The following is a 26,981-nucleotide window of genomic DNA, read 5'->3' as shown; positions in this document are numbered from 1 at the left end:
GTTCATTTCCCGATTTCTTTTTGCAGTCTGGAGAACGTCCGGTATAAGTGTACATTCACCAAATATTTAATCAAAAGCATTTTTGAGATATGATTTCAATTGCAAATCTAAAAAATACCTACTCGCAGCAGTTCTTTCTCATGGCCGGGCCCTGTGCGATAGAAGGCCGGGATATGGCTCTTCGAATCGCTGAAAACATTGTAAATGTGACCACAAGGCTACAAATACCTTACATTTTCAAGGGTTCGTACCGGAAAGCCAACCGCACTAAAATTGACTCATTCACAGGCATCGGGGACGAGAAAGCTCTAAAAATACTTCGGGAAGTAGGCGAAACATTTGGGGTACCTACCGTCACGGATATTCACGAATCTCATGAAGCGGCTATGGCCGCCGAGTACGTGGATGTACTGCAAATCCCTGCTTTTCTTTGCCGGCAAACAGAGCTGCTGGCGGCCGCTGCGCAGACCGGAAAAGCTGTAAATGTGAAAAAAGGACAGTTTCTTTCAGGAGCCTCCATGAAATTTGCAGCCGAAAAAATTCATGAACTCAACCCGCAATGTCAGGTAATTTTAACGGATCGGGGCAATAGTTTCGGCTACGGCGACCTTGTTGTGGATTATAGGAACCTTCCTGAAATGGCTGCATTCGGCGTACCAGTTGTAATGGACTGCACGCATTCTCTGCAGCAGCCTAATCAGAGTTCAGGAGTAACTGGCGGTAAGCCGAAACTGATCGAAACAATTGCCAAAGCTGCCATAGCAGTGGGTGCGGACGGGCTGTTTATTGAAACGCATTTCAATCCTTCCGAAGCTAAGTCCGACGGTGCTAATATGCTTCCACTGGATCAACTGGAAGGTCTGCTGGAAAGGCTTGTTCGGGTGAGAGAGGCTATCCTATGATTTTCAAAGCGGCACGAATTCAGATTCTGACTTTACTGATTTGCTGCAATCTGCTGCCGCAAACGGTAGTTGCGCAACGGGATTCTACCCTTTGGCGGGTAAAGGCCGGAGATATTATCCCACCGATTTCACTAGCTGTTGCGGGGATGGTTGTACAGGGCAAGGTTAGCCGCAGTCTGCAACGGGAAGTCCGGTCTCAGTATCCTGGATTTCATACCAATGCAGATGATTTTCTTCCATATTTGCCCGGTGTTGTAAGCCTCGGACTTGCTTCGGCCGGAGTAAAGGGAAAACACTCGCTGGGCGATCAGGTTGTACTTGCATTACTTTCTAATGTTGGTGCGCAGGTAGTAACACAGGGTCTCAAACGGGCAGTAAGATATCCGCGGCCAAATGGAGAAGATAATCACTCATTTCCCTCAGGACATACCACAACAGCCTTTGCGAATGCAGAAATCCTCCACCAGGAGTATGGCGATAGAAGTGTTTTTTACAGTATAGGAGGATACGGAACTGCTGCCACGGTAGGTACAATGCGTATTTTGAACAATAAACACTGGCTTGCTGATGTGTTAATGGGCGCGGGGATCGGGATTGGGGCGACGAAAGTTTTTTACATTAGTTACCCGTGGCTCAAACAAAAAGTGAGCAGAACGAAAAAAACTGCCCCGGTGTACTGACCTGCTGACAATAGGTTGTCACTCCGGCTTTATTATTTGCCGGAAACTAAACCGAAGTTTTATGCAAATCAAAAACATCCAGCCGATCCATGTTCTTTATTACGAAACAGAAACATCACTTCATGCGCTCTTTGAATATGTTCGAGTAGTTGCGCAGAGACTTTACAAAGAAGCTATTCAGAACGATTTGGAAGTTACAGGCCCGATATACTGGATTTACGAAGGTGCAGATGGAAATCCTGAAACCATTTTCAAGCTGACTATCGCCCTACCGATCACGCCGGCGGAACCAGTTTCAGGGTCAGAATTCCGGCAAAAAGTGCTTGAACCGTTTCAATGTATTTCACAGGAGTTGCAGGGAGATTGGAGCAGTTTGGGTAAGGTATATGGGGATGTTTTTGGAAAAATAAGTGCCGAAAACCGCATTCCATCCGGGCAGAATCGTGAAATTTATATCAATATGGATTTCCAAAATCCTGCCGGTAATATCACCGAAGTACAGGTAGGCATTCTTTAAACTATACAATATCGCAGCTTCATGTCTTACTGTGCATACATCAACAATAACAGTTCGGAAACAACTGATTTTTTATTGAATAAGGAATACCACGACAATCACTACGGTTATCCCATTGATGATGATAATGAGCTTTTTGGGCGATTGCTACTGGAAATTAATCAGGCAGGTTTGAGCTGGACTTTGATGCTGCGGAAGCAGCACAGTTTTCGTGCCGCTTATGCCGGATTTTCCATTGAAAAAGTGGCAGCCTTTGATGAAAGTGACCGTGAGCGGCTGATGCAGGATCCGGGAGTTGTCCGAAACCGGCTTAAAATCAATGCAGCGATTGTAAATGCACAGAAGATTCTCGAACTGCAAAAAGAATTCGGTTCTTTCAAAGGGTGGATCAATGCGTACCATCCTTTAACAAAACCGGAATGGATCAAGCTTTTTAAGAAAACCTTTAAATTCACCGGCGGCGAGATCGTCAATGAATTTTTAATGAGTACCGGTTACCTGCCGGGCGCGCATACGCCCGACTGCCCGGTTTATCTGAAGATCCAGCAGCTGTGTTAATGCTACTTTTGTTCCTTTAAAAAGCTGATTAAATGTGCGGGTGTATCGGTTTGTAGTCCCTGCACACCTTTGCCTAATGCTTCTTTCCAGGACACCGGACCCTCGGTTGCGCTTTGAACATCCAGCCAAACAGCCACGCCCTGTTCATTGGCGGCTTTTACCAGCTCGGGATTTTTCACATTATCCAGAACCTGCACATCGGTTTTTTTCAGGAAGCCAAGTAATCCGTCTTTGCTTGTCACGTGATTTGGCAAACTTGTCATGAGCGGAATAGCGGGCGCAACTTCCTTCCAGTGCCGGTACTGGCGCTCGTCATTCAGGTACACAACCACCTGACTTTCCATTCCTGCGGCTTTGATCTGCTTCCAGGCTTCCTCTACGTTCGCCTCCTTGAAGTCGAGATAAATGTTGATTTTGCCTTTACAAACAGCAAGTACCTCATGGAATTCGGGAATGCGGTGCGTCTTTTTGTTTTTGTTAAAAACCTGTAAATCGCGTACTTCTGATAAAGTCATTTCCGCAACCCGGCCGGTACCGTTTGTTGTCCGGTCTACTTTTGCGTCGTGCAATACCACCAGCTTTCCATCCTTGGTAGTCCGCAAATCCACTTCCACATAATCAGCACCGCATTTGATCGCCTCGCGGCAGGAAGCCAATGTATTTTCAGGGACAACAGTATGATTTCCGCGGTGGGCGATTACAACTGTTTTGTTTTTGCTCTGCGGCAACTTGGCCAGCTGCGCATCCGCATTTACGGCAACTCCAAGAATCGTGAAAAGAATGAAAAGTTGTCTGCTAATCATAACCTTAAAAATATAAGAGTCTACAAGCACGGGAATTGATCCTCACTTATAGACTCATAAACTTTAAACTAAATACCTATTGTATTTCAAAGCTGCTCAGATTCACAAATTCCTGCACCCGCGCATTGATTTCCTGCCGTGAAAGATTAACTAAACGCTCCGTTCCGAATTTTTCAACACAGAACGAAGCCATTGCCGACCCGTAAATAATCCCTCGTTTCATATTCTCAAAAGAAATATCATTTGTGCTCGCCAGGTAACCGATAAAGCCCCCCGCAAATGTATCGCCCGCGCCTGTTGGGTCAAATACTTCTTCCAGCGGCAATGCAGGTGCGAAGAAGATACGATCGCCCTGGAACAACAATGCGCCGTGCTCGCCTTTCTTGATAATCAGCGTTGTGGGACCCATTTCCATGATCTTCTTGGCAGCTTTGCGCAATGAATATTCTCCTGAAAGCTGGCGCGCTTCTTCATCGTTAATCGTCACTAAGTCTACCAGCTTCAAAGTTTCCTTCAAATCACTCAGTGCAATATTCATCCAAAGGTTCATGGTATCCAGCATGATCAGCTTCGGACGTTTCGCCATTCTTTCAATTACGAGCTTCTGGGTGGCCGGTACCGTATTTCCAAGCATTAAAAACTCGGTTCCCTGATAAGATTCAGGGATAAACGGATCGAAATGCTCCATTACATTCAGCTCGGTGATCAGCGTGTCGCGCGTGTTCATGTCTTCATGATACTTACCCGACCAGAAGAATGTCTTTCCGTCCTTAACAATTTCAAGTCCTTCTGTATTAATGCCGTGATCCTGCAAAAGGCTGATCATTTCACCTGGAAAATCGCCGCCGACCACTGCTACCAGATTGTTATCTTTTGTAAAATACGATGCGGATAGTGTAATGTAAGTGGCCGCGCCTCCGATAATTTTATCTGTTTTTCCAAATGGTGTTTCAAGCGCATCAAATGCAACAGATCCTACGGTAAGTAAGCTCATAAATAAGTACTGTGTTGATTTTAAGTAAGTTTCAAACTGGGATTCAATTCAAGAAAACGCTGCGAAGATAGTTAAATCAGCTGAATAGCATGTTTGGCAAACCCCAATATTCGGGCACAAGCACATGTATCATCTGTTATTTGCTATTTTTGTTGATTAGGATTTTATCTCTCCACTATAAACACATACTTAACAATGGAAGCAGTTTTAGAAGCACGCAGGCATATTGACAATGCGAAGGATTTTCTGAGTAACAATGCTAAAAAAGAAGACGGGCTTTATCACGACAAAAAGTACGTCAAAATAGCCGGCCACACAGCCTACACCGGCATATTGCTCGTGCTCAATGAACTTCTGGGCGAGAAGAACAGGAAAACGCCCAAGAGTGTTGAATGGTACCAGTACGAGCTCAGCCGGGTTGACAAAAGCTTATTGTCAAGTTTCACAACAGCTTACCAGATCCTCCATATAGATATGGGATACCAGGGAAGCAAAAGCGCTGACCTGGCGAAGTTGGGCCTACAACATGCAGAAAAGATAATTAGCTGGGTAGAAAACCGGCTCTCAAAAACTCACAAATAGAATCGTTTCAGTAAGTACCGGATAAATGACCGCACAAACTTTTCAGCCGCTTAGATTATTTAATACGCTTACACGCAAAAAAGATGTGTTCGTACCTATCGCTCCTCCCTATGTCGGTATGTACGTCTGCGGTCCGACGGTTTACAACAATGTGCATTTAGGCAATATCCGCACTTTTCTTTCCTTCGATATCCTTTACCGCTATCTCACGCATATCGGCTATAAAGTAAGGTACGTCCGCAATATCACCGACGTGGGCCACCTTGTTGGTGACGGCGATGAGGGTGAGGATAAGATCGGGAAAATGGCGAAGCTGCAAAAGCTGGAACCTATGGAAATTGTGCAGCGGTATACCAACGATTTTCACGATGTTTCTGCCATTTTCAACCTGCTGCCGCCGAGTATTGAGCCTACTGCCACCGGTCACTTAATAGAGCAGATTGAAGCAGTACAGTCGCTGATCGAAAAGGGAGCGGCTTACGAATCAAATGGATCGGTTTATTTTGATATCAATAAATACCAGGCTGGCGGGAATGAATATGGCAAGCTTTCCGGCCGCATTATAGAAGATCTTTTGAATGAAACCCGCGAGCTCGACGGGCAAGCTGAAAAGCGTAACCCGCTCGATTTTGCATTGTGGAAAAAGGCCAGTCCCGAGCACATTATGCAATGGGATTCACCCTGGGGAATGGGCTTCCCCGGCTGGCATCTCGAATGTACCTGCATGAGTAAGAAGTACCTGGGCAAGCAGTTTGACATTCACGGTGGCGGAATGGACCTAAAATTCCCGCACCACGAATGCGAGATCGCACAGGGAAAATCGCTGACTGGCGAAGAACCGGTACGTTACTGGATGCACACCAATATGTTGACGGTAAACGGACAAAAAATGTCCAAATCGCTCGGTAACTCGTTCCTGCCTTCGGAGCTTTTCTCCGGAAGTCACGCGTTGCTCGATCAGGCTTACAGCCCCATGACAGTGCGCTTTTTCATGCTACAAAGCCAGTACAGGAGCACGCTCGACTTTTCTAATGAAGCTTTGAAGGCTGCACATAAAGGCTACAAAAGACTTGCAAATGGATTGCGCAATGCCAAATTGCTGACTTACTCGCATGAAGAAGGAGTTGCGATAGATGAGAACAAGAAGGCCGAAATTCAGAAAGCAATTGACGGATTTTACGCCGCCATGAACGACGACCTGAATACCGCAGTTGCATTTGCCAACCTTTTCAATCTGCTTAAATACATCAACATGCTCAATATGGGGCAGTTGAAGCCGGCTGCGATTGGTGAAGAAGCATTTAACAATCTGAAAGATCATTTTGTCAGGTTTTTCGAGGATGTCCTGGGCTTGAAAGAAGAGCTTGCCGAAGGATACGCGATCTTGGACGGAATGCTGAAATTGTACCGGGAATTTAAAATGCTGCAGAACTACGAAAAGGTGGATGAAATCCGTTCTTATTTTAAAAATCAGGGGCTTGTGATCCGTGACACCAAAGTCAGGGTTGACTGGGCTTACGAGGAGTAATCATGAAAAACCGGCAATCGATATTTGCATACATTTTACTCGGCGTGTTTTTACTGGGCGGCGCAGCCTACCTGCTTGCTCCGTATCTGAATAAAAGTAAAGTCGAAACAGAAAATGCAACACCGGCAGCTAATGCGCCCACATTTGTCAAAGAAGGCGAAGTCACGTTCTGGAAGAATGGACAGCAATACAAGAAGATTGATGTTGAAATTGCTGAAAACGAAAACGAGCGGGCAAAAGGTCTGATGTACCGGCCCTACATTCCCGACTCAGTGGGCATGCTGTTTATCTTCGAAACATCGGAGCCGCAAAGCTTCTGGATGCGTAACACCAGTATCCCGCTGGATATCATCTACGTGGATGAAAATAAAAAAATCATATCTATCGCTGCCAACACCAAACCCTACTCTGATGAAGGTATCCCGTCTCTCGGAAATGCCCAGTATGTAGTAGAGGTAAATGCAGGTTTCACTGAACGCAACAATATCAAAACCGGAGATGCTATTTCTTTCTAAGAAGCTGTTTTTCAGACCATTCAGCTATTTTTTTTGCTTTTCAATTTTAATAGCAGGATGTAAGAGCAACACCAGCTCCGACCAAACCAGCGAAGCCGCTGCTCCCAAGCTGGTCGCCAGTCCGGCATTCAATGCAGATTCTGCCTACGCATTTGTGCAGAAGCAAGTCGACTTCGGTGCCCGGGTACCTAATTCCAAACCCCACCAGCAATGCGGCGATTACCTCGTGGCCACTTTGAAAAAATACGGGTTACAGGTAACTGAGCAACCATTCACAGCCACTACTTTCGACGGCACCAAACTAAATGCACGCAATATCATCGGAAGTTTTAACCCAACTGCATCCAAACGCATTTTGCTTACTTCCCACTGGGATTCACGTCCCTTCTCGGACCAGGATTCTTTGGTAAAAAACAAACCCGTACTCGCAGCAAACGATGGTGCAAGTGGCGTGGGTGTATTGCTGGAAATTGCGCGGTTACTTTCAGCGCAGCCGAGCAAACCGGATATTGGTGTAGATATCATCTTTTTCGATGCCGAAGACTGGGGTAGTACCGAAACACAGACGGATATGGATTACAGCGGCTTTTGTCTGGGTTCCAAACATTGGGCTACCAACAAGCACGTACCTAATTACACCGCTTATTTCGGCATATTGCTGGATATGGTAGGCGCCAAAGGAGCTACTTTCTCCAAAGAAGGCTACTCTCTGCAATTTGCAGAAGATGTGGTAAGACAGGTTTGGACCACCGCCAGCCGCCTCGGGTATAATAATTACTTTATAGACGAACGCGGATCAACTGTGACGGACGATCACGTGCCGGTAAACAATATTGCCCGCATTCCGATGATCGATATTATCCACACCAACCGTAACAGCACCCTACTCTCCTTCTTCCCCGACTGGCATACTTCCCACGACGACATGAAGAATATCGATCCAAAAACATTGAAAGCAGTCGGACAAACATTGGTGCAGGTGCTTTACCAGGAAGCTGCGGGGCAACCTATGTGAGTTACATCCTGCGAACTACAATCCAAACATCCGAATTCCTTCCCTTATCATCGCTGCAGGAAATCTTGACCCTGCCAGGCGGCGGGCTGATGAAAACAGGTTCGTGCGGCTTTGCCTTTCGGGTAATTTTATCATTGATATACCAAAAAACCTCTTCCACATCATTGGCTGCCTGACAAGCCAGCTGTAACTGCTGCGGCTCATCTTTCCGGATGTAATATTCACTGCCTTCATTGGGGCTCACAATCAATGGCGCGCCATCGTGGAAAACCCGCTCACAATCCGGGTTATGTGACGGGATCTTTTCATAAGGAATTTTCTGGGCTTCGTTAAATGCGATCAGCTCAGGCGCGAGATTGGGATATGCTTTTCTTTCGAATCCCGCTGGTGGTAAACAGTAGGTACAATAAGAAATTTTGCCCCCAGGATCAGTAAAAACCCAGCGCAAATGCTGGCATTTCCGAAAATTAGATACACCTACTATATACTCGCCAGGCACTGAATTCGTACAGAATTCCGAAGGAATGTCGCCGGTCGCGGGGCAGACGAGCCTGGTAGAGATATCCGCCGGGGACTGGTACCAACCCCGGGGTGAGTTGTAGTCCAATGCATTAAATATGGAAAACAGCAGCGGCGTTGCCGTATTTGCACCGCTCAGTTCCGGTACTCCCTCCCCCGAAAAGTTGCCGACCCAAACTCCGATTGTGTACCTTTTATTATAACCAATGCTCCACGCGTCCCGTTTTCCATAAGAGGTGCCCGTTTTCCAGGCGATCTTTGGCAAGTGGTAAGTATTATCAAAATTCGTCGGCAAGTCAGGGCGGGTAATTTTGGTCAAAATGCCTGTTACCAGAAATGCCGCTTCGGCAGATACAATGTGCTCCCCTTTTGCCTGACCTGACTGCTTTACAAACCGGAGCGGCCGGAGTTCGCCTTTGTTGGCAAATGCTGCAAAAAGGCGCGTGAGTTCTTCCAGCGTCACACCGCAGCCTCCGAGAATTAGCGATAAACCCAGTTCCTTGGCTTGCTTGTCTACTGTTTTGAACCCGGCTTTTCTGAGCTTCCCGATCAATGCAGGCGTACTGATTTCCTTTAAAATGCGGACAGCCGGGATATTCAGTGAGTTAGCCAATGCGAATTCTGTTGTAACCGGACCATTAAATCTTTGGTCAAAGTTCTCGGGCTCATATCCGCTAAAATTCCCCGGAACATCATTCAAAACACTTTTGGGAGTAATTATCCCTTTATCAAATGCGGTCGCGTACAAAAGCGGCTTCAAAGTACTGCCTGGCGAGCGCACCGCCCGGATTCCGTCAACCTGCCCGCCGTCGAAAGGGTTATTGAAATCAGCTGAACCGACATAAGCTTCCACTTCCATCGTTTCATTATTCACCACGAGCACTGCCGCATTGTGAATATTCATCAGTTTGCGACGGTTGATAAAGTTATAAACCTGCTCCTCAATCTGTTTTTGAGCTTCAAAATTGAGGGTAGTGGCAATGATCGGCTGACCGGAAAACTGCTTTTTAAGCCGGAGTGACAAATGTGGTGCGTGGCGTGGCGCTTGCAGTCTTTTTACCTGCAAAGGTTCATTCAATGCATCTTCAATGAGGTTTTTCTCAAACAATCCCTCTTTTTCAAACCTTGAAAGCCAGCTGTTTCTTGCAACTTGCAACGCCTCATTTTTAGTACCGGGCCGCAGGCTGGAAGGCCGGTTTGGGACAATCGTCAATGCAGTTATCTCTGCGAGACTCAGCAGCTGCGGCGATTTACCAAAATACAACAGTGCCGCAGATTTGATCCCCTCAATATTTCCACCATAGGGAATCAGGTTGACGTACAACTGCAGGATTTCTTCTTTCGAGTAATGCATTTCCAGCTGCATTGCCCGTACCATTTCGATGATTTTATTGAAATAAGTACGTTTCCGGGGCTGCATAAGCCTGACTACCTGCATACTGATCGTAGATGCGCCGGAGGTCCTTTTGCCCGAAAAAATATTCCTGAAAGCAGCACGCCCCACTGCAAACGGATTGACACCAAAATGATAATAGAAATACTGGTCTTCCTTATAAATCAGCGTTTTGCTAAGTAATGGCGTAATCTCCGGCAATGCGGTATACAGCCGCCATTTTTCATCATCACTCAAAAATGCATGGATTACTTTCCCGTTCCTGTCGGTTACCTGCGTGGCGTAGCTGATTTGAGGTTTGAATGGAAATGCAAAATCAAGAATAAAGAGCAGCAGCAACACGGACAAAATTGCCCAAAATGCCTTTCGCACAGTTGCTTTTTTCATGTTGTAAGGTGTGTAAAGAGGGTTCTTTGACAAATATAAAATTAGATTCTGTTTTGTCCCGATCGGTTAAGTTTCACTACTTACTGACTTTACTTCAAACTAAGCCAATCCAAATACCATTATGTCCAAATATATCGCCGCAATTGACCAGGGAACTACCAGTACACGCTGCATTCTTTTTAACCACAGTGGGAATATCGTTTCAGTCGGTCAAAAAGAACACGAGCAGATTTACCCGCAGCCAGGCTGGGTGGAGCACAACCCTGTCGAGATCTGGAAGAATACTTTGGAAGTAATTGCAATCGCACGGATCAATGCGTCGGCCACGGCTGCGGATATTGCCGCTATTGGTATAACCAATCAGCGGGAAACAACGGTTGTCTGGAATAAAAGAACGGGCAAACCTTACTATAATGCACTGGTGTGGCAGGATACCAGAACAACCGAGCTTGTGGCCAGGTACGAAAGAGAAGGCGGCCTCAATCAGTTCCGGGATATCACCGGTTTGCCAGTCTCGACTTATTTCAGCGGATTGAAATTGAAATGGCTGCTCGACAATGTAGAAGGCTTGCGCGAAGATGCAGAGAGAGGCGAAGCACTGTTTGGAAATATGGATACCTTCCTGATCTGGCATTTGACGGGCTCCACCCAGGGCGGCATTCACGTGACTGACGTTTCAAATGCAAGCCGCACCCAGCTGATGAACCTGCGTACTTTGCAGTGGGATGAGAAAATGCTCGACGCGTATAACATCCCCGAAAAAATGCTTCCCCAGATTAAGAGCAGCAGCGAAGTGTACGGCCACGTGACCAATGAAATCCTCCCAGGCGTACCCGTAGCCGGCGACCTGGGCGATCAGCATGCCGCATTGGTCGGACAAACCTGCTTTGAACCGGGAATGGCAAAGAATACGTACGGTTCCGGCTGCTTTTTGGTCATGAATACAGGCAGCGAATTGAAAACATCCGAGCACGGGCTGCTGACTACCATATCCTATCAATTCGGCGACCAACCGGTTCAATATGCATTGGAAGGCAGCGTCGCGGTGACCGGCGCGCTCGTGCAATGGGTGCGCGACAACCTGGGCCTGATCCAGAACAGCAGTGACATTGAAAAGCTTGCAAGCACAGTAAGTGACAATGGAGGTGCTTACTTCGTGCCTGCATTCTCAGGTTTGTATGCACCCTACTGGCGAAATGACGCGCGGGGAGTGATTGCAGGGTTAACCAGGTATGTGAATAAAGGGCACATTGCAAGAGCTGTTCTGGAAGCGACTGCCTACCAGACTGTCGACGTAGTCCGCGCAATGGAGCAGGATTCGGGTATTGAGCTTGCGTCTCTTCGCGTAGATGGCGGAATGGTAGCTAACCAGCTTCTAATGCAATTTCAATCTGATATTCTGAATACACAGGTTGTGGCCCCGGCAGTTGCGGAAACTACCGCACTGGGCGCAGCTTACGCCGCCGGGCTGGCTGTTGGCTACTGGCAGAATACCGAAGAGCTTAAAAAGAACTGGGCAATCGCACACACCTGGAACCCGCATATGGATGCAGCTACCCGGGAAAAGTACCATTCAGGTTGGAAAAAGGCGGTGACGAAGTCGTTTGGTTGGATGGAGGATTAATCCCTGCACAACGAATGCTGGCCTGGCGGGTTTACATAGCAATGCGATCTATTTGAAACCAATATAAACAAGGCGCTTATGTACCCGCATTTGCCATTTCACCTTAACTTCGTTGTGCAAAATCAAAATTAGAGTAGCCCTATGCATACCCTCCGTCTGAAAAAGCCTCTTGCTTTTTTTGATCTTGAAACCACCGGAGTCAATATATGTCGCGACCGGATTGTGGAAATTTCAGTGGTCAAGGCTTTGGTGAATGGAGAAACGGAAATCCGGACACGAAGGATCAATCCTGAAATGCCCATTCCCCTGGAAAGCAGCCTGATACATGGTATCTACGACGAAGACATAAAGGATGCACCTACATTCAAAAGCATTGCCAAAAACCTGGCCACCTTTCTGGAAGGCTGCGATTTAGCTGGCTTCAACAGCAACCGTTTTGATATTCCGATGCTAGTCGAAGAATTCCTGCGGGTAGGTGTTGATTTTGATGTTAAAAACAGGAAAATGGTGGATGCACAGCGCATTTTCCATTTAATGGAACCGCGCAACCTGGCCGCCGCCTATAAATACTATTGCGGAAAAACACTCCTGAATGCACACAGCGCCGAAGCGGATACCATTGCGACCTTCGAGGTACTGCAGGGACAAATTGCCAAATATGAAGGAGTTAAGATTGTCGACGGAGATGGGAAGGAAACGGAGCCCATCAAAAATGACGTTGGCGCACTGCACGACCTGACTGCCTCGCGGATCATTGATTTTGCCGGAAGAATGGTTTACAACGATAAAGGCGAGGAGGTTTTCAATTTTGGTAAACACAATGGTAAAAAGGTAACCGATATCCTCAAAAATGAGCCTTCGTTCTTCGACTGGATGATGAAAGGTGAATTCCCGCTGGATACCAAACGAAAATTGACGGAAATCAAATTACGGGCATTGACCCAACGCTGATATATCGTATTTATACCTATTTTTGCCAGAAATCTGTTTTTGATTACTATTTTAACCGAATACCCTATAAGGTAAATCTGATATGATTCCAAACCCTACGATTCCAGAGGTTACTATACCATCGGTTATTCAGAATATTCCTCTTCAACATTACCTAATTCTCAGCACTTTACTTTTCGTGATCGGCATTATCGGGGTTTTGACCCGCAGAAACGCTATCATCATTTTTATGTCTGTTGAATTAATGCTGAATGCTGCCAACCTCCTGCTGATCGCATTCTCTTCCTACCGATCGGATCCGTCCGGGCAGGTTTTCGTATTCTTTATCATGGCAGTTGCAGCTGCCGAAGTAGCTGTGGGTCTTGCCATTATTGTAATGATTTATCGAAATACCAGAAATACAGATATCGGTTTTCTTAACAAATTGAAATGGTAAACAGTTGATTTTAACCATTTTCATTTTCAGAACCAGAGATCAAAGTCCATTTTAAATATGTCTGCATCATTACTCATCCTGATCCCGCTATTGCCACTCATTGGCTTTCTGATCAACGGGCTCGGATTCAAAACAATACCAAAAGGAGCTGTCGGAATAATTGGAACACTTGCCGTAGTGGCGAGTTTTGTCATTTCCGTAATGACCTTCAATGCATTTCTCGCATCAGGCAGCCAGCCACTGGTAGTCCCTCTTTTTGACTGGATCACAGTTGGTGATTTACGCATTCCATTCTCCTTCCAGGTTGACCAGCTTTCCTTATTGATGCTGATGATCATTACCGGCGTAGGCTCGCTGATCCACATTTATTCAATCGGCTACATGCACCACGATGAGGGTTTTGGTAAGTTCTTTGCTTATCTCAACCTGTTTTTGTTCTTCATGTTACTCCTTGTTTTGGGGTCAAATTACGTGATCATGTTTATCGGCTGGGAAGGTGTAGGACTTTGCTCTTACCTGCTGATCGGCTTCTGGAACAAAAACACGAACTACAACAATGCAGCCCGCAAGGCATTCATCATGAACCGCGTAGGTGACCTGGGCTTTTTACTTGGGATATTTACGATTATCGCCACATTTGGTTCAGTTGAATACACCGAAGTTTTCAGCAAAGCGGGCAGCTTCTCGCTCGAAGATCCTGCGATTGTGGCTATTACGATATTCCTGTTTATCGGGGCAATGGGTAAGTCGGCACAAATTCCTTTGTACACCTGGCTGCCTGACGCGATGGCGGGTCCAACCCCGGTATCTGCATTGATCCACGCAGCTACAATGGTGACAGCGGGAATTTACATGGTGATCCGTTCCAATGTCCTCTACTCGCTTGCGCCTTCCACACTCGAAATCGTAGGTATAATTGGCGGAGCAACTGCCCTGTTTGCAGCATCCATTGGTTTGTTACAAAATGACATTAAAAAGGTACTCGCCTACTCTACCGTAAGTCAGCTGGGATACATGTTCATGGGACTTGGCGCGATGGCGTATTCAGCTTCCATGTTCCACGTAATTACCCACGCATTCTTTAAAGCATTGCTTTTCCTCGGCGCTGGTAGCGTGATTCACGCGATGTCCGACGAGCAGGATATCCGGTCGATGGGCGGTTTAAGAAAGAAATTGCCTATTACATTTATTACATTCTTCATTGCCACCTGGGCGATTTCAGGGTTACCTCCATTCTCAGGTTTCTTCTCCAAAGACGAAATCCTTGCCCACGTTTTTGAACACAACAAGGCACTTTGGGTAGTGGGTGTGCTTGGTTCCGTGATGACTTCCTTTTACATGTTCCGGTTGCTCTTCCTTACCTTCTTTGGTACATTCAGAGGTACCCACGAGCAGGAGCACCATTTGCACGAATCGCCTGCTTCGATGACCATTCCCTTGATCGTTCTGGCTGTACTTTCGGCAGTTGGCGGTTTTATCGGTGTACCGGAAGCATTGCACGGATCGCACCACCTGGCCGAATTCATGAGCCCGCTTTATGATACAGCCCGTCAGGCAAACCCGGCCGCATTCGAGGCAACAACACTCTCCCACTCGGAAGAATATATGTTAATGGGCATTTCAGTAGCTGCGGCGCTGATCGCGGGAATTGCTGCTTTCGTAATGTATGTTCAAAAAGGCGCGGTACCTGCACCCGACTCAGCAGAAAAATCTGCATTGCAGCGGGTTGTTTACAACAAATACTATGTAGACGAACTATACGATTCAGTGTTTGTAAAACCTGTCAAAACCCTCTCGAATATCCTTTACAGTTTCGGCGAATTCTTCATTGATCTTTTCGTAAATGCAACCGTGCGGCTGACAAGCTTCCTGGCCGGGCTACTGAGAAAAACCCAGACAGGCTCCACGGGAGAGTACGTTTTCGCAATGGTACTGGGTATTGTCGTGATCCTGTTCTGGAAGCTTTTACTTTGATATTACTCTAAAATCCGTTCACCATTTACTGCTGACCGTTGACCTTAAATATGCTTACTCTTCTTTTAATACTTTTACCGATTGCGGCTGGAATTCTCACCTTGTTATCCGGTGAACGCCTTGCCAAACAGGTTGCATTGGTAGGCGGGCTCGCATCGCTAGGACTGGCAGTTGCAGTCTGGCTTCAATTTGACCCTGCTGCGGGTACCCAGTTTGGTTTTAAATACGCGTGGCTGGCCAATGCCGGTATCTCCTTTGCCGCAGGAATTGACGGGATCAGTCTGGTACTCGTGCTGCTTACCACGTTCCTTACGCCGCTGATTATCTTTTCTGCATTCAATCACACATACAAAAACGCTGCGTCATTTTACTCTTTGATCCTTTTCATGGAAGCCGCATTGATTGGCGTGTTCACTGCGACGGATGCATTCCTGTTCTACTTGTTCTTTGAAGCAGCGTTGATCCCGGTTTATTTCCTGGCGGCGGTTTGGGGAGGCGAAAATCGTTTGAAAGTAACATTCAAGTTCTTCATTTACACCATCTTCGGAAGTTTGTTCATGCTGGTGGCGCTGGTTTATCTTTACTATCAGACACCGGGCACGCATTCTTCTGAGATAACTGCATTTTACCAGCTGCAATTGGCGCCGGCGGTACAAGGATTTATATTCTGGGCATTCTTTATTGCATTCGCGATCAAAATGCCGCTTTTCCCATTCCATACCTGGCAGCCAGATACCTACACCGAATCTCCTACCCCTGCAACAATGCTTTTGTCGGGTATTATGTTGAAAATGGGTGTTTACGGTTTAATCCGCTTCTTACTTCCTATCGTTCCTGCGGGGATGGAAAGCTGGGGATTGTTCGCGATGATCCTTTCCGTAATTGGTATCATTTACGGTTCCATTATCGCAATTCAGCAAAGCGACATGAAGCGCCTAATCGCGTATTCTTCCTTTGCCCACGTGGGGTTAATGGCAGCAGGTGTTTTCTCTTCTTCGGTCAATGGACTGCAAGGCGCATTGATTCAAATGCTGGCGCACGGAATCAATGTAATCGGTTTGTTCTTTATCGTTGATATTATTTACTCAAGAACAAAAACGCGGTACCTCGACCAGCTTGGAGGTATCACACAAAGTACGCCCCATTTGAGCGTGTATTTTATGGTGCTGCTTTTGGGAAGTGTGGCATTGCCGCTGACAAATGGTTTCGTGGGTGAATTCCTGCTATTGTCCAGCGTCTTCCAGTACGATGGTATCCTTGGTGCAGTTGCCGGGCTTACCATTATTCTTGGCTCGGTATACATGCTCCGTTTGTTCCAAAAGTCGATGTTTGGTCCAAAATCGAAGTGGGTTGAAGGATTTCAGGACCTTACAGCAAGCGAACGCGCAGTACTTCTGCCGCTCGTGATCATGGTTTTCTGGATCGGCATATATCCAAATACATTTCTGAAACTAACCGAACCTGCTGTAAGCCAACTTTTACAACTGGTAAATAACTAAGTATAAATATGTACCCCATTATTCTGTTGTCGTTTTTTGGAGTCGTGACCCTCTTTCTGGGTTTCTCGAAATCAAAAAATATCCTTTTGCCTGCCACATTATTCTTTTTGCTGATAGCGTTGGCTGGCAACTTTGCCGAGTGGAACAAAGGGCCGATACTGTATTTCTACGATATGCTGCGGGTCGATAATGTGACGCTGGCTTTCAATGGTATTATACTGATTTCCGCATTCATGATCGTGGCGATCTCGGGAGGTTTTCAGGACAATGCCGATTCTGAGCCTGCTGAATATTACGCATTAATGCTTTTCTCGCTGGTAGGCGCATTTATGATGGTGGGATTTCAGCATTTGATTATGCTTTTCATCGGTGTCGAAATACTCTCCGTTGCGATGTATATACTTACCGGAAGCAACAAAAGGAACTTACGCTCCAATGAAGCGGCCCTGAAATATTTCCTCATGGGCGCATTCGCGACAGGCTTTATGCTCTTCGGAATGACGTTGCTTTACGGCGCGACCGGATCATTCAAACTGGAACATATTCAGGGATTTGCTTCCAATATGCCGGCAGGCTCAGAATCCTACATTCTTTACGCGGGCTTGCTTCTGCTTTTGATCGGTATGCTTTTCAAAGTATCTGCTGCTCCTTTCCACTTCTGGACGCCCGATGTATACGAAGGCGCACCCACGATTTTCACGACTTTCATGTCGACAGTTGTAAAAACCGCCGGATTTGCTGCATTGTACCGCTTGTTAAGCGGATCTTTCACGGGCATTTACGGATTTTGGTGGATTGTTGTCGCAGCGATCGCGGTACTTACGCTGCTGGTTGGTAACATTGGCGCAACAAGCCAGAACAGCTTTAAAAGGATGCTGGCTTACTCAGGTATATCGCACGCAGGTTATCTACTTATCGCATTGACCGCATTGTCAAAACCGTCACAAAACGCAATTATTTTCTATTCACTGGCCTACTCACTTTCGACAATCTGTGCATTTGGTGTACTGATGCTGGTTTCAAAGGAGAAAACGATCGAAGGTCAGCCTAACGAATATTACGATGCATTCAACGGATTGGCAAAACAAAATCCATTGCTCGCATTCGTACTCACAGTTTCAATGCTGTCGCTGGCAGGTATCCCACTGACCGCTGGCTTCTGGGGCAAATTTTTCATCTTCACAAGTGCGGCAGAGCGAGGCATTATTTGGATCACCGTTATCGCCGTTTTAATGTCGACAGTCGGGATCTACTACTATTTCCGTGTCATCATTTCTTCTTACCTGAAAGAAGGCGATTTGACTAAAATCCGCGTTGCGCCATTCTATCAGGCAATTCTTGTGCTGGCAACTGTTCTGACGATCTTGTTTGGGCTGGCGCCTGGCCTATTCGAGAACCTGATTTAAGACTTTGTAAATACCGTTTTGTAAAAAGAGCTGCAAATTTGCAGCTCTTTTTTGTTACCCTTTTCCCAACTGTACGTCAAAAGGATATCTATAGAATTTACAGATATCAAATGACACGAACTCTTCCCAACAGGCATTCCCAGGAAAACCAAAGCGCATTCGACCTCGCACAATTACTCTCGCGTGACCTGATTCAAACGGATCAGGCGCATATCAGAAAGCAGATCAGCAATGCGGTCATTCTGATCACAGGTGCCGCAGGATCGATCGGAAGCGAGCTGGCCATGCAAGTATGTTGGTTTCATCCAAAATCCCTGATCCTCGTAGATCAATCGGAAACACTGCTGACCGAAATGGAAACTGCGTTACAAACCCGATTTCCGAATATCAGACTGACTGCATTCATTGGCGACATAACCGATCCATTAAGAATGGAGCAAATTATCCGCCAGATGCAGCCCGACATCCTGTTTCATGCCGCTGCCTACAAACACGTTCCGGTTATGGAAAAACATCCCTACGAAGCTGTTCGGACTAATATTTTCGGGACAAAAATTCTCGTAGATCTGGCTGTGCGTTATCGGGTTAGGCAATTCATTTTTATATCAACTGATAAAGCCGTCAGGCCCGCGAGTGTAATGGGCGCTACCAAGCGGCTGGCTGAACTATATGTCAGGTATTCCTGCGAACGATCAGATACGAAATTCACAATTACGCGATTCGGAAATGTGCTGGGATCCAGCGGTTCATTCATTACTATTTTCAAAAAGCAGATTGAAGCCGGCGGACCGGTTACTGTAACACATCCTCATGCAACGCGCTATTTGATGACGCCCAATGAAGCCTGTCAGCTGGTCCTGCAGGCTACTTCCTCTGATTATTACAGCAAGGTTGTATTCTTTAATATGGGCGAACCTGTGTCAGTCCAGGTGGTCGCAGAGCAGATGATACGATCCGCAGGTCTGACGCCGCATGTGGATATTTGTATCTGCTACACGGGCTTGCGTCCCGGTGAAAAGTTGCATGAAGATCTGCTTAATGATGACGAAACAGAAATGCACGCCGCGCATTCGGGAATGCGCATTGCCACCAGCACCGATAGCCGCTCCCCGGATTTTGAGATTATATTTAAAAAACTAGATACTGCATTGAATTCAACAAATCCCGGTGAGATCATGGCCACTTTAAAACAGATCTTACCTGAATATGGCGATGTCGCAGACCTCATTCCGACAGCTATAAATGCGCAGGCTCATTTCTGAGATAATAATCCGTTTACCTGCATCCAGAGCTTGCACCTTCCAAACCATTCATCAAATGAAGGTTCTTTAAGATACCCGTGCTCACCTTTGGAGTAAATGTGCAGGTCAGCGGGAATTCCTTTTGCATTAAGCGCTTCGTAAAACCGGATGCTATTCGAAATCGGCACGACCGTGTCGTCCCCGGCGTGGGTAATGTAAGCGGGAGGAGTGGATTTGGTAACTTGCAGTTCGTTGGAGAAGTACTTCACCTTTTCCATGGTGGGATTTTGCCCTAACAAATTCGCCGAGGATCCTTTGTGCCCGATTTTATCTGTAAAACTGATTACAGGATAAACCAGGATCATGAAGTCGGGCCGCAAGCTGGTTTTCTTCGGGTTGTCAATAAAACTGCTGTCATAGTGGGTTCCCGCAGTGGCAGCAAGATGCCCGCCGGCTGAAAAACCCATAATGCCAATTCTCTTTGGGTCAACTTTCCATTCCGCTGCTCTTTCTCTGACAGTTGCAATTGCCTTTTGCGCGTCTTGTAACGGTCCCAGCGATTTGTCTTTCATGATCTCCTCTGAAGGCAGCCTGTATTTAAGCACGAATGCGGCAATCCCGATTTTGTTCAATTCTTTCGCAACCTGATAACCTTCTCTGTCAATCACAAGCACACCATAACCGCCTCCCGGACAAACTATCACGGCGGTTCCGTTTGCAATGGAAGGATCGGGTAAAAACACCTTTAATGTCGGTTTGGAAACATTCCTTACTATAAAATCCTTATTCGTTTCCTGATCAGTTCCTGGGATTGAGTTTGGTATTCCACCGGCATAAAGCGGCATTTCCTGCTGCCCGAATGTACTGAAACTGACTGCCAGCAAAAGCGCCATTAACCAGCTAAGTCGTCCTTTTTCGCAGATTTTATACATTTTTAACATGGTTAAGAATACCTGTTTCTAATCTTTTTCTAATGTAGCCCGACGTTATTTCTACCTAACTTTCGACACGTGCAGGGTGGTATTTACATACTTCTGTAATAGATTCCGGCAACTTTTACAGGATCCATAGCTTGAAGGCGGCAGTATCCCAGATTTACCGTCTGAAAAGCGGCTTATACCAGCAGGCGGAGGAACGAAATTGCACCATTCTATGTCAAACACTTTGTTATAATCTTATTAATATGATATTTACAAGAAAATGATTTTGCCGGAGTTACTTTGCAGGCTGAACGAATTGAAAAAATAAGTAGTTTTGTAGAGTAACCAAATCATTCACTTGTTTCTTTCTTAAGTGATAATTGGTTCTCCGATCAGATTTGTAATAACTTTCATAAGTTAAATCCACAATAAGCGCATGAAATATCCAGTACATGCAGAAGGCAGGTTTCAGTTTATCGACGAAGGGAAGGGCGAAACATTGTTGCTTTTGCATGGCCTGTTCGGTGCGCTGAGTAATTGGGACGGTATTATTGACCATTTCTCCGACCGTTATCGTGTTATCATTCCGTTGCTTCCAATTTACGAATTGCCGCCAAGAGAAGCGGGTTTGGAAGCATTGCTTACCTTCCTGGAAGATTTTGTTGCTTTTAAATCGCTTTCCAATGTAACCGTCATCGGTAATTCGCTTGGCGGGCATATCGGACTGCTTTATACTTTGAAAAATCAGAGCAATGTCAACAAACTGGTTTTAACGGGCAGCTCAGGGTTATTTGAAAATTCAATGGGCGGCTCTTTTCCAAAACGCGGAAGCTACGATTATATCAAAGAGCGCGTCGCTTACACTTTCTATGATCCGCAGGTCGCAACCAAGGATCTGATCGATGAAGTTTTTGAAACAACTTCCAGCATTCCGAAGTGCATGAGTATTGTTGGGATTGCTAAATCTGCACAAAGGCACAACCTGGCAAAAGATTTACACGAAATCAACGTTCCTACACTGCTGGTTTGGGGTTTGAATGACACCATCACACCGCCTCACGTAGGTTACGAATTTAACAGGCTGATTGCCAACTCGGAGCTTTACTTTATTGATAAGTGTTGCCACGCCCCGATGATGGAGCATCCCGAAGAATTCAACGTGATTTTGGAGAGTTTCCTTGAAAAGACTGTTTCAGTTCCGATGGTATAAACCACGCCGCTTCGGGGAAATTTCTTTTTAGACGAAAGTTGATAGATATACAGTTTTTTTATAGCTTCGAAAAAAGACGTTCTGAAAATGCTTGCAATTTCCCTCATAAATCCGATGGTTCCCGTGCTCAAACCAACCGATTCGGTGGCGACTGCATTGGATTGGATGGATGAATTCGGCGTCAAGCAGCTGATCGTCTCAGACCTCGGTGTCTACCAGGGTATTGTCTCCGAAGATATTCTCTTTGACATTGCCGATAGCTCCGAAGTGCTTTCCAAAATCATTATCCAGCACAAGGATATTTTTGCATCCGAAGATCAGCACCCTTACGAACTGTTGCGCCTTGTAAACCAGTTTGGCTTGCGGATTATCCCCGTTTTACATGAAGACCGCAGCTTTGCGGGCAGTATACTGGTAAACGACCTGGTGGAGCATTTTGTAAATGAGCTTGGTGTTCAGGAAAAAGGCGCGGTTATCGTGCTTAAAGTTGCTGAAAGGAGCTATTCACTATCGGAAATCAGTCGGCTGATCGAATCAAACGGTACCAAGATATTGAGCAGCTACTATTCTTCGGGAGAAGTTTACAACCCCACCAACGAAGCCCAGCTGACTTTAAAGCTCAACCGTACCAGCATTACCCCTATTATTGCCACGCTGGAAAGGTTCGGTTACGACATCGTTGAAGCACACGCCAACGATCCGATCGAAAGCTTTGACCAGGAGCGCCTGGATATGCTTTTGAGATACCTCGCTACCTAGTTCTTTCCCTTTCAAATTTCCCCCGGCTTTTGAAACGGCATATTTGTCGCTTATCTTTCGGAAGGAACCATCTGTATTATCACTTTTCTTCATGAAAATAGCCATTCATGGACGCAATTTTAATGAGTCCGCCCGACCGTTTATTGAAAACATGTTCAATGAACTGAACCGCAGGAAAATTGAAATACAGCTCTCAAAACAATTCCGCGCCTTCCTTGACCATTACTCAGAGCTGGTTTACGAAAAACCCGAAGAACTGTACGACGCACATCTGATTGTAAGCATGGGCGGCGACGGTACCTTGCTTGAAACCGTCTCACACGTGGGAAGGCGCCTTATCCCTGCTGTCGGGATCAACACAGGCAGGCTTGGATTCCTGGCCACGGTACCTCCTGAAAGGATCACCGACATGGTTAATGCATTGGAAACAAGCCAGTTCCGCATTGATGAGCGAACATTGGTAGCAATCGAATCTAACCTTGATCTTTTTGATGGGTTGAATTTTGGTCTGAATGATTTTACCATCACCAAAACAGATACCTCTTCTATGATTACGGTACATACCTATCTGAACCAGGAATTTCTGAATTCTTACTGGGCAGACGGGCTGATCGTATCGACGCCAACGGGCTCCACCGGCTATTCGCTTAGCTGCGGCGGACCTGTTTTAATGCCGCATTCACAAAACTTTATTATTACCCCGATCAGTCCGCACAACCTCAATGTACGTCCATTGATAGTAGAAGACACTGCGGTGATTAAACTGGAAGTGAAAAGCCGGAGCAACAATTTCCTTGTTTCCCTCGATGCCAGATCCAGGATCGTTGATGAAAACACACAATTAATGGTCAGGAAGGCCGATTTTACCGCCAAGCTGATCAAGATGAAATACGATAGCTTTCTGAATACATTAAGGAACAAACTGTCGTGGGGACTTGACATGCGTAACTAATTTACACCTCCATGAAGCTGACATACCACACTTTTGACCTCGCATTACAACATACTTTTACGATCGCGCACGACTCGCGCGATATCCAGCAAACGCTGATTGTGGAACTTGCCGATGAAACTTGGAGTGGGCTTGGAGAAGCTACCGCTAATCCCTACTACGGTGTCACAATCGGCAACATGATTGAAGCGCTGGAACAAGCCAGAGCAATTGTGGAGGCAGGTAACTACCAGTCTGCCGAAGAACTCTGGACTGCTGTACATCCGGTTTTAAAAGAAAACTCGTTTGCCCAATGCGCTTTGGACGAAGCTGCACATGATTTTTTTGCCAAAAAGGGTGGTAAAAAGCTGTATGAAAACTGGGGCTTATCCCTGGAACATATCCCCCTGACCAACTTCACCATCGGCATTGACACAGTGGAAAAGATGGTATCTAAAATGCAGGAGCTTCCCTGGCCGATTTACAAGATCAAGTTAGGCACTGCAGACGATCTGCGGATTGTGCAGGAGCTGCGGGAAAATACGGACGCGATCTTTCGTGTGGATGCAAATTGCGCCTGGACAGCAGCACAAACCATTTCCTTAGCGCCTAGACTAAAAGAACTGGGTGTCGAGTTTATCGAACAGCCGCTTCCTGCGCAGGATACCGAAGGAATGAAAAAGGTGTTTGCTGAATGCGCATTGCCTGTGATTGCCGATGAAAGCTGTATCCTGGAAAGTGATGTAAAAAGCTGTGCTGGACTCTTTCACGGCGTCAATGTAAAGCTGACCAAATGTGGCGGTCCTACCGCAGCCAAAAGAATGATTGCCGAAGCTAAATCGCTTGGTATGAAAACAATGGTAGGTTGCATGACCGAAACGAGCGTGGGAATATCCGCTATTGCGCACCTGCTGCCGCTCCTCGACTATGTTGATATGGACGGATCTTTACTGATCACCAACGATCCCGCCGAGGGAGTTGGGTTTGATTTCGGCCGCATTATCTTCCCGAACCGGAATGGAAGCGGTGCAATTTTGAAATCGAACATTGCGTAAGTCCGTGGCTGCACATCTGACAAACCACCTGCCCGGACGAACAGTCAAAACACAGGATGGAAAGGAATATCTCTGGTTTAGCGGAACAGACTACCTGGGAATGGGGCACAATGCCGATTATCAGACGTTTTTGAATGGAGGTTTTGTAAGATACGGAACGCATTTTGGCAGTTCCAGGAACAACAGTCTGCGCCTGACTATTTACAGCGAAGCCGAAGATCGGTTTGCCTCCTGGCAGAATGCACCTGCTGCTTTACTAGTTTCTTCCGGGATGCTGGCAGGACAGATTGCAATGCGGGAAATTGAGAAGCTGGTTTCTATAATTGATCGGGCCGACCATGTAGCCTACCATTATGCGCCGCGTGTCCATCCTGCGCTCTGGGGCAATCAATATAAAAGCAGCAATACGGAATGGAATGCATGGGCACATCAAACCGTAGCCGATGTCAATGAGGAGAAGAATAGCTTTCACATCATTTGTACCGACGCAGTAGGCTCTCCTTTCGCGGAATACCTGGATCTTTCCATTTTTAACAACATATCGGCTCCCGCAAATTGCCGGCTGATTATTGATCAATCACATACACTTGGTGTGTGCGGCGCCGGAGGAGTTGGTGTAAATGCATTACTGAATGCAGCTGTGAAAGCCAGGACATTGTTCGTCTCTTCGCTGAACAAAGCGTTTGGGATACCGGCAGGGATTATCTGGGGCGGACAGCAAGAGCTTGATTTTCTCAGCCATTCTCCGTGGTTTGCCGGCGCGTCCCCAACAGCTCCTTCCTACGTGTTTGCATTCAACAAGCTCATGAACAATGGAATATATGCACAGATGCACCAGGTGTTGACCCAAAATATCAATCATTTCAACAACTTGTTTTCAGGTCCGGAATGCTTGTTCAAAACCATTGCTCACTATCCGGTATTTTGCAGTACCAATGCAAGCCTGTTTGATTTCCTGCTGCAAAATGGCATTATGGCTTCCTGCTTCTCTTATCCGCTACCCTCCTCTGAGTCTGTAACCCGCATAGTGATCAGCGCAGCCCACCAACAAAAAGACCTCGACCGGTTGGCCGAGGTCTGCAAGCAGTTTATTTCCTGATTAATCCGGCGTATTACCCAGATTTGCAAGGCGTTTTTCCTCCCGCAACTTATCACGCTCCACATTGGCGGACACGAAAATACTTATCTCGTAAAGCATAAATAGGGGAATTGCAACCAGAACCTGGCTGTAAATATCAGGTGAAGGTGTAATGATTGCCGCTACAATCAGGATTACGATAAAGGAATGCTTGCGGTACTCGCGCATAAAGGACGGTGTAAGTACACCCACTTTTGCCAAAACAAAAACGACTACCGGCAACTGAAACGCCACGCCGCAGGCAAGTGTCAATGTGGCAACCAGCGAAATGTAGGAGGCAAGACTAAATTCATTGATGATCGATTCATCCAACGTATAGTTTGCTAAAAAGTTGATAGCGAGTGGGCTAACTACATAGTACCCAAAAAGGACCCCCGTAAAGAATAGAAACGTCACATAGAAAACAGCGCCTCTGGCCGACCGGCGTTCCGAAGGTTTCAGACCTGGCTTGATAAACCGCCATATTTCCCAAAACGCATAAGGAAATGCGAATATCAAACCTGCAATTACTGAAGAAGTCATACTCATCGTAAACGCATCCCCCATTCCGATCACCTGCAATTTGAAATTCAATGCTTTTACGCAGAGTTCGTCATAGCCAACTACATCAGCCAGCTTACACAACATTCTGTAAGTCCAGAAATCGGGCTGCGATGGTGCAATAATAACGTAGTGATAAATTTCCTGTATGTAGATGAATGCTAAAATGGCAAAAACCAGGATAGAAGCAGCTGCACGGATGACGTGCCACCTTAATTCTTCCAGATGCCCGATAAATGACATCTCTTTACCTTCGCCACTTTCTTCTTCGCTATCAAAATCCTGATCCAAGGGCATATTATAAGACTATTACTAAATTTCTATTTACGTCAAAAAGCAAAAACAGGATCATGTGCGTTCTGTAAAAGCTGAATTTACCTAAAAAACCCGTCGAAGTATTCCGGCGGGTTTTTTCAGCTAACTCTTCTGATCAGATTAGTCCATGATAAATGGATAATCCGACTCTACATAAACATCTGTGTAAGCCTCTTTTGGATCCGGGAATTCCGACTCTTCGGCAAACTGAACAGATTCTGCTACGATGTCTTTTACTTTCCTATCAATATTTTCAAGATCCTCCTCCGTTGCAAACTTGTTGTCAAGGATCACAGCGCGGATTTGCTCGATCGGGTCTCTGTGCTTGTACTCTTCAACCTCTTCTTTCGAGCAGTACTTCTGAGGATCGGACATGGAGTGACCGCGGTAACGATACGTGCGGAATTCAAGGAAAGTAGGGCCTTCGCCTTTACGTGCACGCTCAGCAGCGCGGGAAACAGATTCGTGAATTGCCTCCACGCTCATTCCGTCAACCGGCTCAGAAGGAATATCGTAAGCCTCGCCCAGTGTATAAAGCTCTGTTACATTGGAAGTTCTGGCTACCGATGTACCCATTGCATATCCATTG

Annotated in this window: 26 protein-coding genes; 20 read left to right on the top strand and 6 right to left on the bottom strand. The window is 46.2% G+C overall.

Translation table 11 applies throughout. The features are described from left to right. Positions 1-89: 89 nt before the first annotated feature. From kdsA to ACTIE6_RS07495, 4 genes are all read left to right on the top strand, one after another. A complete protein-coding gene (kdsA, locus tag ACTIE6_RS07510) occupies positions 90-902 on the top strand; it encodes a 3-deoxy-8-phosphooctulonate synthase (protein ID WP_439556050.1) in 813 nt (270 codons plus the stop codon). Continuing rightward, the gene (locus ACTIE6_RS07505) at positions 899-1,582 is read left to right on the top strand and encodes a phosphatase PAP2 family protein (protein WP_439556049.1); all 684 of its coding nucleotides are present in this window, start codon (positions 899-901) and stop codon (positions 1,580-1,582) included. The genes kdsA and ACTIE6_RS07505 overlap by 4 nt, the downstream gene beginning before the upstream one ends. Before the next feature lie 61 nt (positions 1,583-1,643). Next, positions 1,644-2,099 (top strand): GyrI-like domain-containing protein, encoded by a 456-nt coding sequence (locus ACTIE6_RS07500; protein WP_439556048.1) that lies wholly within the window; start codon positions 1,644-1,646, stop codon positions 2,097-2,099. Between the two features lie 21 nt (positions 2,100-2,120). Beyond that, positions 2,121-2,657 (top strand): DNA-3-methyladenine glycosylase I, encoded by a 537-nt coding sequence (locus tag ACTIE6_RS07495; RefSeq protein WP_439556047.1) that lies wholly within the window; start codon positions 2,121-2,123, stop codon positions 2,655-2,657. A gap of 2 nt (positions 2,658-2,659) precedes the next feature. Here the strand turns inward: ACTIE6_RS07495 and ACTIE6_RS07490 are convergent, their stop codons facing one another. Then, a complete protein-coding gene (locus ACTIE6_RS07490; RefSeq protein ID WP_439556046.1) occupies positions 2,660-3,460 on the bottom strand; it encodes a glycerophosphodiester phosphodiesterase family protein in 801 nt (266 codons plus the stop codon). 76 nt (positions 3,461-3,536) lie between these two features. Continuing rightward, positions 3,537-4,454 (bottom strand): PfkB family carbohydrate kinase, encoded by a 918-nt coding sequence (locus ACTIE6_RS07485; RefSeq protein WP_439556045.1) that lies wholly within the window; start codon positions 4,452-4,454, stop codon positions 3,537-3,539. A gap of 195 nt (positions 4,455-4,649) precedes the next feature. On the opposite strand from ACTIE6_RS07485, the gene ACTIE6_RS07480 reads away from it, so the two are divergent. Genes ACTIE6_RS07480 through ACTIE6_RS07465 form a run of 4 tightly spaced genes read left to right on the top strand, consistent with a single transcriptional unit; the run spans position 4,650 to position 8,094 of the window. Further along, a complete protein-coding gene (locus ACTIE6_RS07480; protein WP_439556044.1) occupies positions 4,650-5,036 on the top strand; it encodes a DUF5618 family protein in 387 nt (128 codons plus the stop codon). A 25-nt stretch (positions 5,037-5,061) separates the two neighbouring features. Further along, positions 5,062-6,564 (top strand): cysteine--tRNA ligase, encoded by a 1,503-nt coding sequence (cysS, locus tag ACTIE6_RS07475; protein WP_439556043.1) that lies wholly within the window; start codon positions 5,062-5,064, stop codon positions 6,562-6,564. Positions 6,565-6,566: 2 nt separating this feature from the next. Beyond that, on the top strand, positions 6,567-7,079 hold the full coding sequence (locus ACTIE6_RS07470; protein WP_439556042.1) for a DUF192 domain-containing protein: 513 nt from the start codon (positions 6,567-6,569) through the stop codon (positions 7,077-7,079). Continuing rightward, positions 7,063-8,094 (top strand): M28 family peptidase, encoded by a 1,032-nt coding sequence (locus ACTIE6_RS07465; protein ID WP_439556041.1) that lies wholly within the window; start codon positions 7,063-7,065, stop codon positions 8,092-8,094. Before ACTIE6_RS07470 ends, ACTIE6_RS07465 begins: the two co-directional genes overlap by 17 nt. A gap of 1 nt (position 8,095) precedes the next feature. On the opposite strand, the gene pbpC is transcribed toward ACTIE6_RS07465, so the two are convergent. Further along, positions 8,096-10,393, bottom strand: coding sequence for a penicillin-binding protein 1C (gene pbpC / locus ACTIE6_RS07460; protein ID WP_439556040.1), 2,298 nt, complete (start codon positions 10,391-10,393; stop codon positions 8,096-8,098). 121 nt (positions 10,394-10,514) lie between these two features. On the opposite strand from pbpC, the gene glpK reads away from it, so the two are divergent. The 7 genes from glpK (at position 10,515) to ACTIE6_RS07425 (ending at position 19,545) form a co-directional block, all read left to right on the top strand. Beyond that, positions 10,515-12,017 carry a glycerol kinase GlpK gene (gene glpK / locus ACTIE6_RS07455; protein WP_439556039.1) on the top strand — a complete coding sequence of 501 codons (1,503 nt, stop codon included), beginning with the start codon at positions 10,515-10,517 and terminating at the stop codon, positions 12,015-12,017. A gap of 141 nt (positions 12,018-12,158) precedes the next feature. Beyond that, a complete protein-coding gene (locus tag ACTIE6_RS07450; protein ID WP_439556038.1) occupies positions 12,159-12,968 on the top strand; it encodes an exonuclease domain-containing protein in 810 nt (269 codons plus the stop codon). Between the two features lie 82 nt (positions 12,969-13,050). Further along, positions 13,051-13,404: an NADH-quinone oxidoreductase subunit NuoK gene (gene nuoK / locus ACTIE6_RS07445; RefSeq protein WP_031529450.1), complete on the top strand. Its 354-nt coding sequence runs from the start codon at positions 13,051-13,053 to the stop codon at positions 13,402-13,404. A 57-nt stretch (positions 13,405-13,461) separates the two neighbouring features. Beyond that, the gene (gene nuoL / locus ACTIE6_RS07440) at positions 13,462-15,378 is read left to right on the top strand and encodes an NADH-quinone oxidoreductase subunit L (protein WP_439556037.1); all 1,917 of its coding nucleotides are present in this window, start codon (positions 13,462-13,464) and stop codon (positions 15,376-15,378) included. Between the two features lie 50 nt (positions 15,379-15,428). Continuing rightward, positions 15,429-16,877 carry a complex I subunit 4 family protein gene (locus ACTIE6_RS07435; RefSeq protein WP_439556036.1) on the top strand — a complete coding sequence of 483 codons (1,449 nt, stop codon included), beginning with the start codon at positions 15,429-15,431 and terminating at the stop codon, positions 16,875-16,877. Positions 16,878-16,885: 8 nt separating this feature from the next. After that, positions 16,886-18,283, top strand: a complete 1,398-nt coding sequence (locus tag ACTIE6_RS07430; protein WP_439556035.1) for an NADH-quinone oxidoreductase subunit N — start codon at positions 16,886-16,888, stop codon at positions 18,281-18,283. Positions 18,284-18,393: 110 nt separating this feature from the next. Further along, positions 18,394-19,545, top strand: coding sequence for a UDP-N-acetylglucosamine 4,6-dehydratase (locus ACTIE6_RS07425; protein ID WP_439556034.1), 1,152 nt, complete (start codon positions 18,394-18,396; stop codon positions 19,543-19,545). On the opposite strand, the gene ACTIE6_RS07420 is transcribed toward ACTIE6_RS07425, so the two are convergent. Then, entirely contained in the window at positions 19,536-20,456 is a 921-nt protein-coding gene (locus ACTIE6_RS07420) for an alpha/beta hydrolase (protein ID WP_439556033.1), read from the bottom strand. The two genes, ACTIE6_RS07425 and ACTIE6_RS07420, sit on opposite strands and share 10 nt — an antisense overlap. Positions 20,457-20,880: 424 nt before the next feature. On the opposite strand from ACTIE6_RS07420, the gene ACTIE6_RS07415 reads away from it, so the two are divergent. The 5 genes from ACTIE6_RS07415 to ACTIE6_RS07395 all read left to right on the top strand — a co-directional run bounded on the left by ACTIE6_RS07415 (position 20,881) and on the right by ACTIE6_RS07395 (position 25,498). Continuing rightward, positions 20,881-21,654 carry an alpha/beta fold hydrolase gene (locus tag ACTIE6_RS07415; protein WP_439556032.1) on the top strand — a complete coding sequence of 258 codons (774 nt, stop codon included), beginning with the start codon at positions 20,881-20,883 and terminating at the stop codon, positions 21,652-21,654. Between the two features lie 87 nt (positions 21,655-21,741). Then, complete coding sequence (locus tag ACTIE6_RS07410; protein WP_439556031.1) at positions 21,742-22,413, top strand: CBS domain-containing protein; 672 nt, start codon at positions 21,742-21,744, stop codon at positions 22,411-22,413. Between the two features lie 91 nt (positions 22,414-22,504). Continuing rightward, positions 22,505-23,365 carry an NAD kinase gene (locus ACTIE6_RS07405; protein WP_439556030.1) on the top strand — a complete coding sequence of 287 codons (861 nt, stop codon included), beginning with the start codon at positions 22,505-22,507 and terminating at the stop codon, positions 23,363-23,365. 11 nt (positions 23,366-23,376) lie between these two features. Beyond that, entirely contained in the window at positions 23,377-24,399 is a 1,023-nt protein-coding gene (locus tag ACTIE6_RS07400; protein WP_439556029.1) for a dipeptide epimerase, read from the top strand. 4 nt (positions 24,400-24,403) lie between these two features. After that, complete coding sequence (locus ACTIE6_RS07395; RefSeq protein WP_439556028.1) at positions 24,404-25,498, top strand: aminotransferase class I/II-fold pyridoxal phosphate-dependent enzyme; 1,095 nt, start codon at positions 24,404-24,406, stop codon at positions 25,496-25,498. On the opposite strand, the gene tatC is transcribed toward ACTIE6_RS07395, so the two are convergent. After that, entirely contained in the window at positions 25,499-26,374 is an 876-nt protein-coding gene (gene tatC / locus ACTIE6_RS07390; protein ID WP_439556027.1) for a twin-arginine translocase subunit TatC, read from the bottom strand. 138 nt (positions 26,375-26,512) lie between these two features. Then, positions 26,513-26,981: thiamine pyrophosphate-dependent enzyme (locus ACTIE6_RS07385; protein ID WP_439556026.1), on the bottom strand; the 469-nt coding region annotated here is incomplete at its 5' end.

Source organism: Dyadobacter sp., from assembly GCF_051859145.1.
Taxonomy (GTDB): Bacteria; Bacteroidota; Bacteroidia; order Cytophagales; family Spirosomataceae; genus Dyadobacter.
The sequence above is the reverse complement of the archived record's forward strand: the minus strand, read 5'-3'. Positions and strand labels throughout refer to the sequence as shown.

Bases quoted from the DNA above. Each gene is read 5' to 3' on its own strand.
- nuoL (WP_439556037.1), top strand. From the start codon at position 13,462: ATGTCTGCATCATTACTCATCCTGATCCCGCTATTGCCACTCATTGGC.
- kdsA (WP_439556050.1), top strand. From the start codon at position 90: ATGATTTCAATTGCAAATCTAAAAAATACCTACTCGCAGCAGTTCTTT.
- ACTIE6_RS07465 (WP_439556041.1), top strand. From the start codon at position 7,063: ATGCTATTTCTTTCTAAGAAGCTGTTTTTCAGACCATTCAGCTATTTT.
- ACTIE6_RS07500 (WP_439556048.1), top strand. From the start codon at position 1,644: ATGCAAATCAAAAACATCCAGCCGATCCATGTTCTTTATTACGAAACA.
- ACTIE6_RS07480 (WP_439556044.1), top strand. From the start codon at position 4,650: ATGGAAGCAGTTTTAGAAGCACGCAGGCATATTGACAATGCGAAGGAT.
- ACTIE6_RS07505 (WP_439556049.1), top strand. From the start codon at position 899: ATGATTTTCAAAGCGGCACGAATTCAGATTCTGACTTTACTGATTTGC.
- ACTIE6_RS07495 (WP_439556047.1), top strand. From the start codon at position 2,121: ATGTCTTACTGTGCATACATCAACAATAACAGTTCGGAAACAACTGAT.
- ACTIE6_RS07405 (WP_439556030.1), top strand. From the start codon at position 22,505: ATGAAAATAGCCATTCATGGACGCAATTTTAATGAGTCCGCCCGACCG.
- pbpC (WP_439556040.1), bottom strand. From the start codon at position 10,393: ATGAAAAAAGCAACTGTGCGAAAGGCATTTTGGGCAATTTTGTCCGTG.
- cysS (WP_439556043.1), top strand. From the start codon at position 5,062: ATGACCGCACAAACTTTTCAGCCGCTTAGATTATTTAATACGCTTACA.
- ACTIE6_RS07485 (WP_439556045.1), bottom strand. From the start codon at position 4,454: ATGAGCTTACTTACCGTAGGATCTGTTGCATTTGATGCGCTTGAAACA.
- ACTIE6_RS07435 (WP_439556036.1), top strand. From the start codon at position 15,429: ATGCTTACTCTTCTTTTAATACTTTTACCGATTGCGGCTGGAATTCTC.
- ACTIE6_RS07490 (WP_439556046.1), bottom strand. From the start codon at position 3,460: ATGATTAGCAGACAACTTTTCATTCTTTTCACGATTCTTGGAGTTGCC.
- ACTIE6_RS07430 (WP_439556035.1), top strand. From the start codon at position 16,886: ATGTACCCCATTATTCTGTTGTCGTTTTTTGGAGTCGTGACCCTCTTT.
- ACTIE6_RS07410 (WP_439556031.1), top strand. From the start codon at position 21,742: ATGCTTGCAATTTCCCTCATAAATCCGATGGTTCCCGTGCTCAAACCA.
- glpK (WP_439556039.1), top strand. From the start codon at position 10,515: ATGTCCAAATATATCGCCGCAATTGACCAGGGAACTACCAGTACACGC.
- tatC (WP_439556027.1), bottom strand. From the start codon at position 26,374: ATGCCCTTGGATCAGGATTTTGATAGCGAAGAAGAAAGTGGCGAAGGT.
- ACTIE6_RS07425 (WP_439556034.1), top strand. From the start codon at position 18,394: ATGACACGAACTCTTCCCAACAGGCATTCCCAGGAAAACCAAAGCGCA.
- ACTIE6_RS07470 (WP_439556042.1), top strand. From the start codon at position 6,567: ATGAAAAACCGGCAATCGATATTTGCATACATTTTACTCGGCGTGTTT.
- ACTIE6_RS07420 (WP_439556033.1), bottom strand. From the start codon at position 20,456: ATGTATAAAATCTGCGAAAAAGGACGACTTAGCTGGTTAATGGCGCTT.
- ACTIE6_RS07450 (WP_439556038.1), top strand. From the start codon at position 12,159: ATGCATACCCTCCGTCTGAAAAAGCCTCTTGCTTTTTTTGATCTTGAA.
- ACTIE6_RS07400 (WP_439556029.1), top strand. From the start codon at position 23,377: ATGAAGCTGACATACCACACTTTTGACCTCGCATTACAACATACTTTT.
- ACTIE6_RS07415 (WP_439556032.1), top strand. From the start codon at position 20,881: ATGAAATATCCAGTACATGCAGAAGGCAGGTTTCAGTTTATCGACGAA.
- nuoK (WP_031529450.1), top strand. From the start codon at position 13,051: ATGATTCCAAACCCTACGATTCCAGAGGTTACTATACCATCGGTTATT.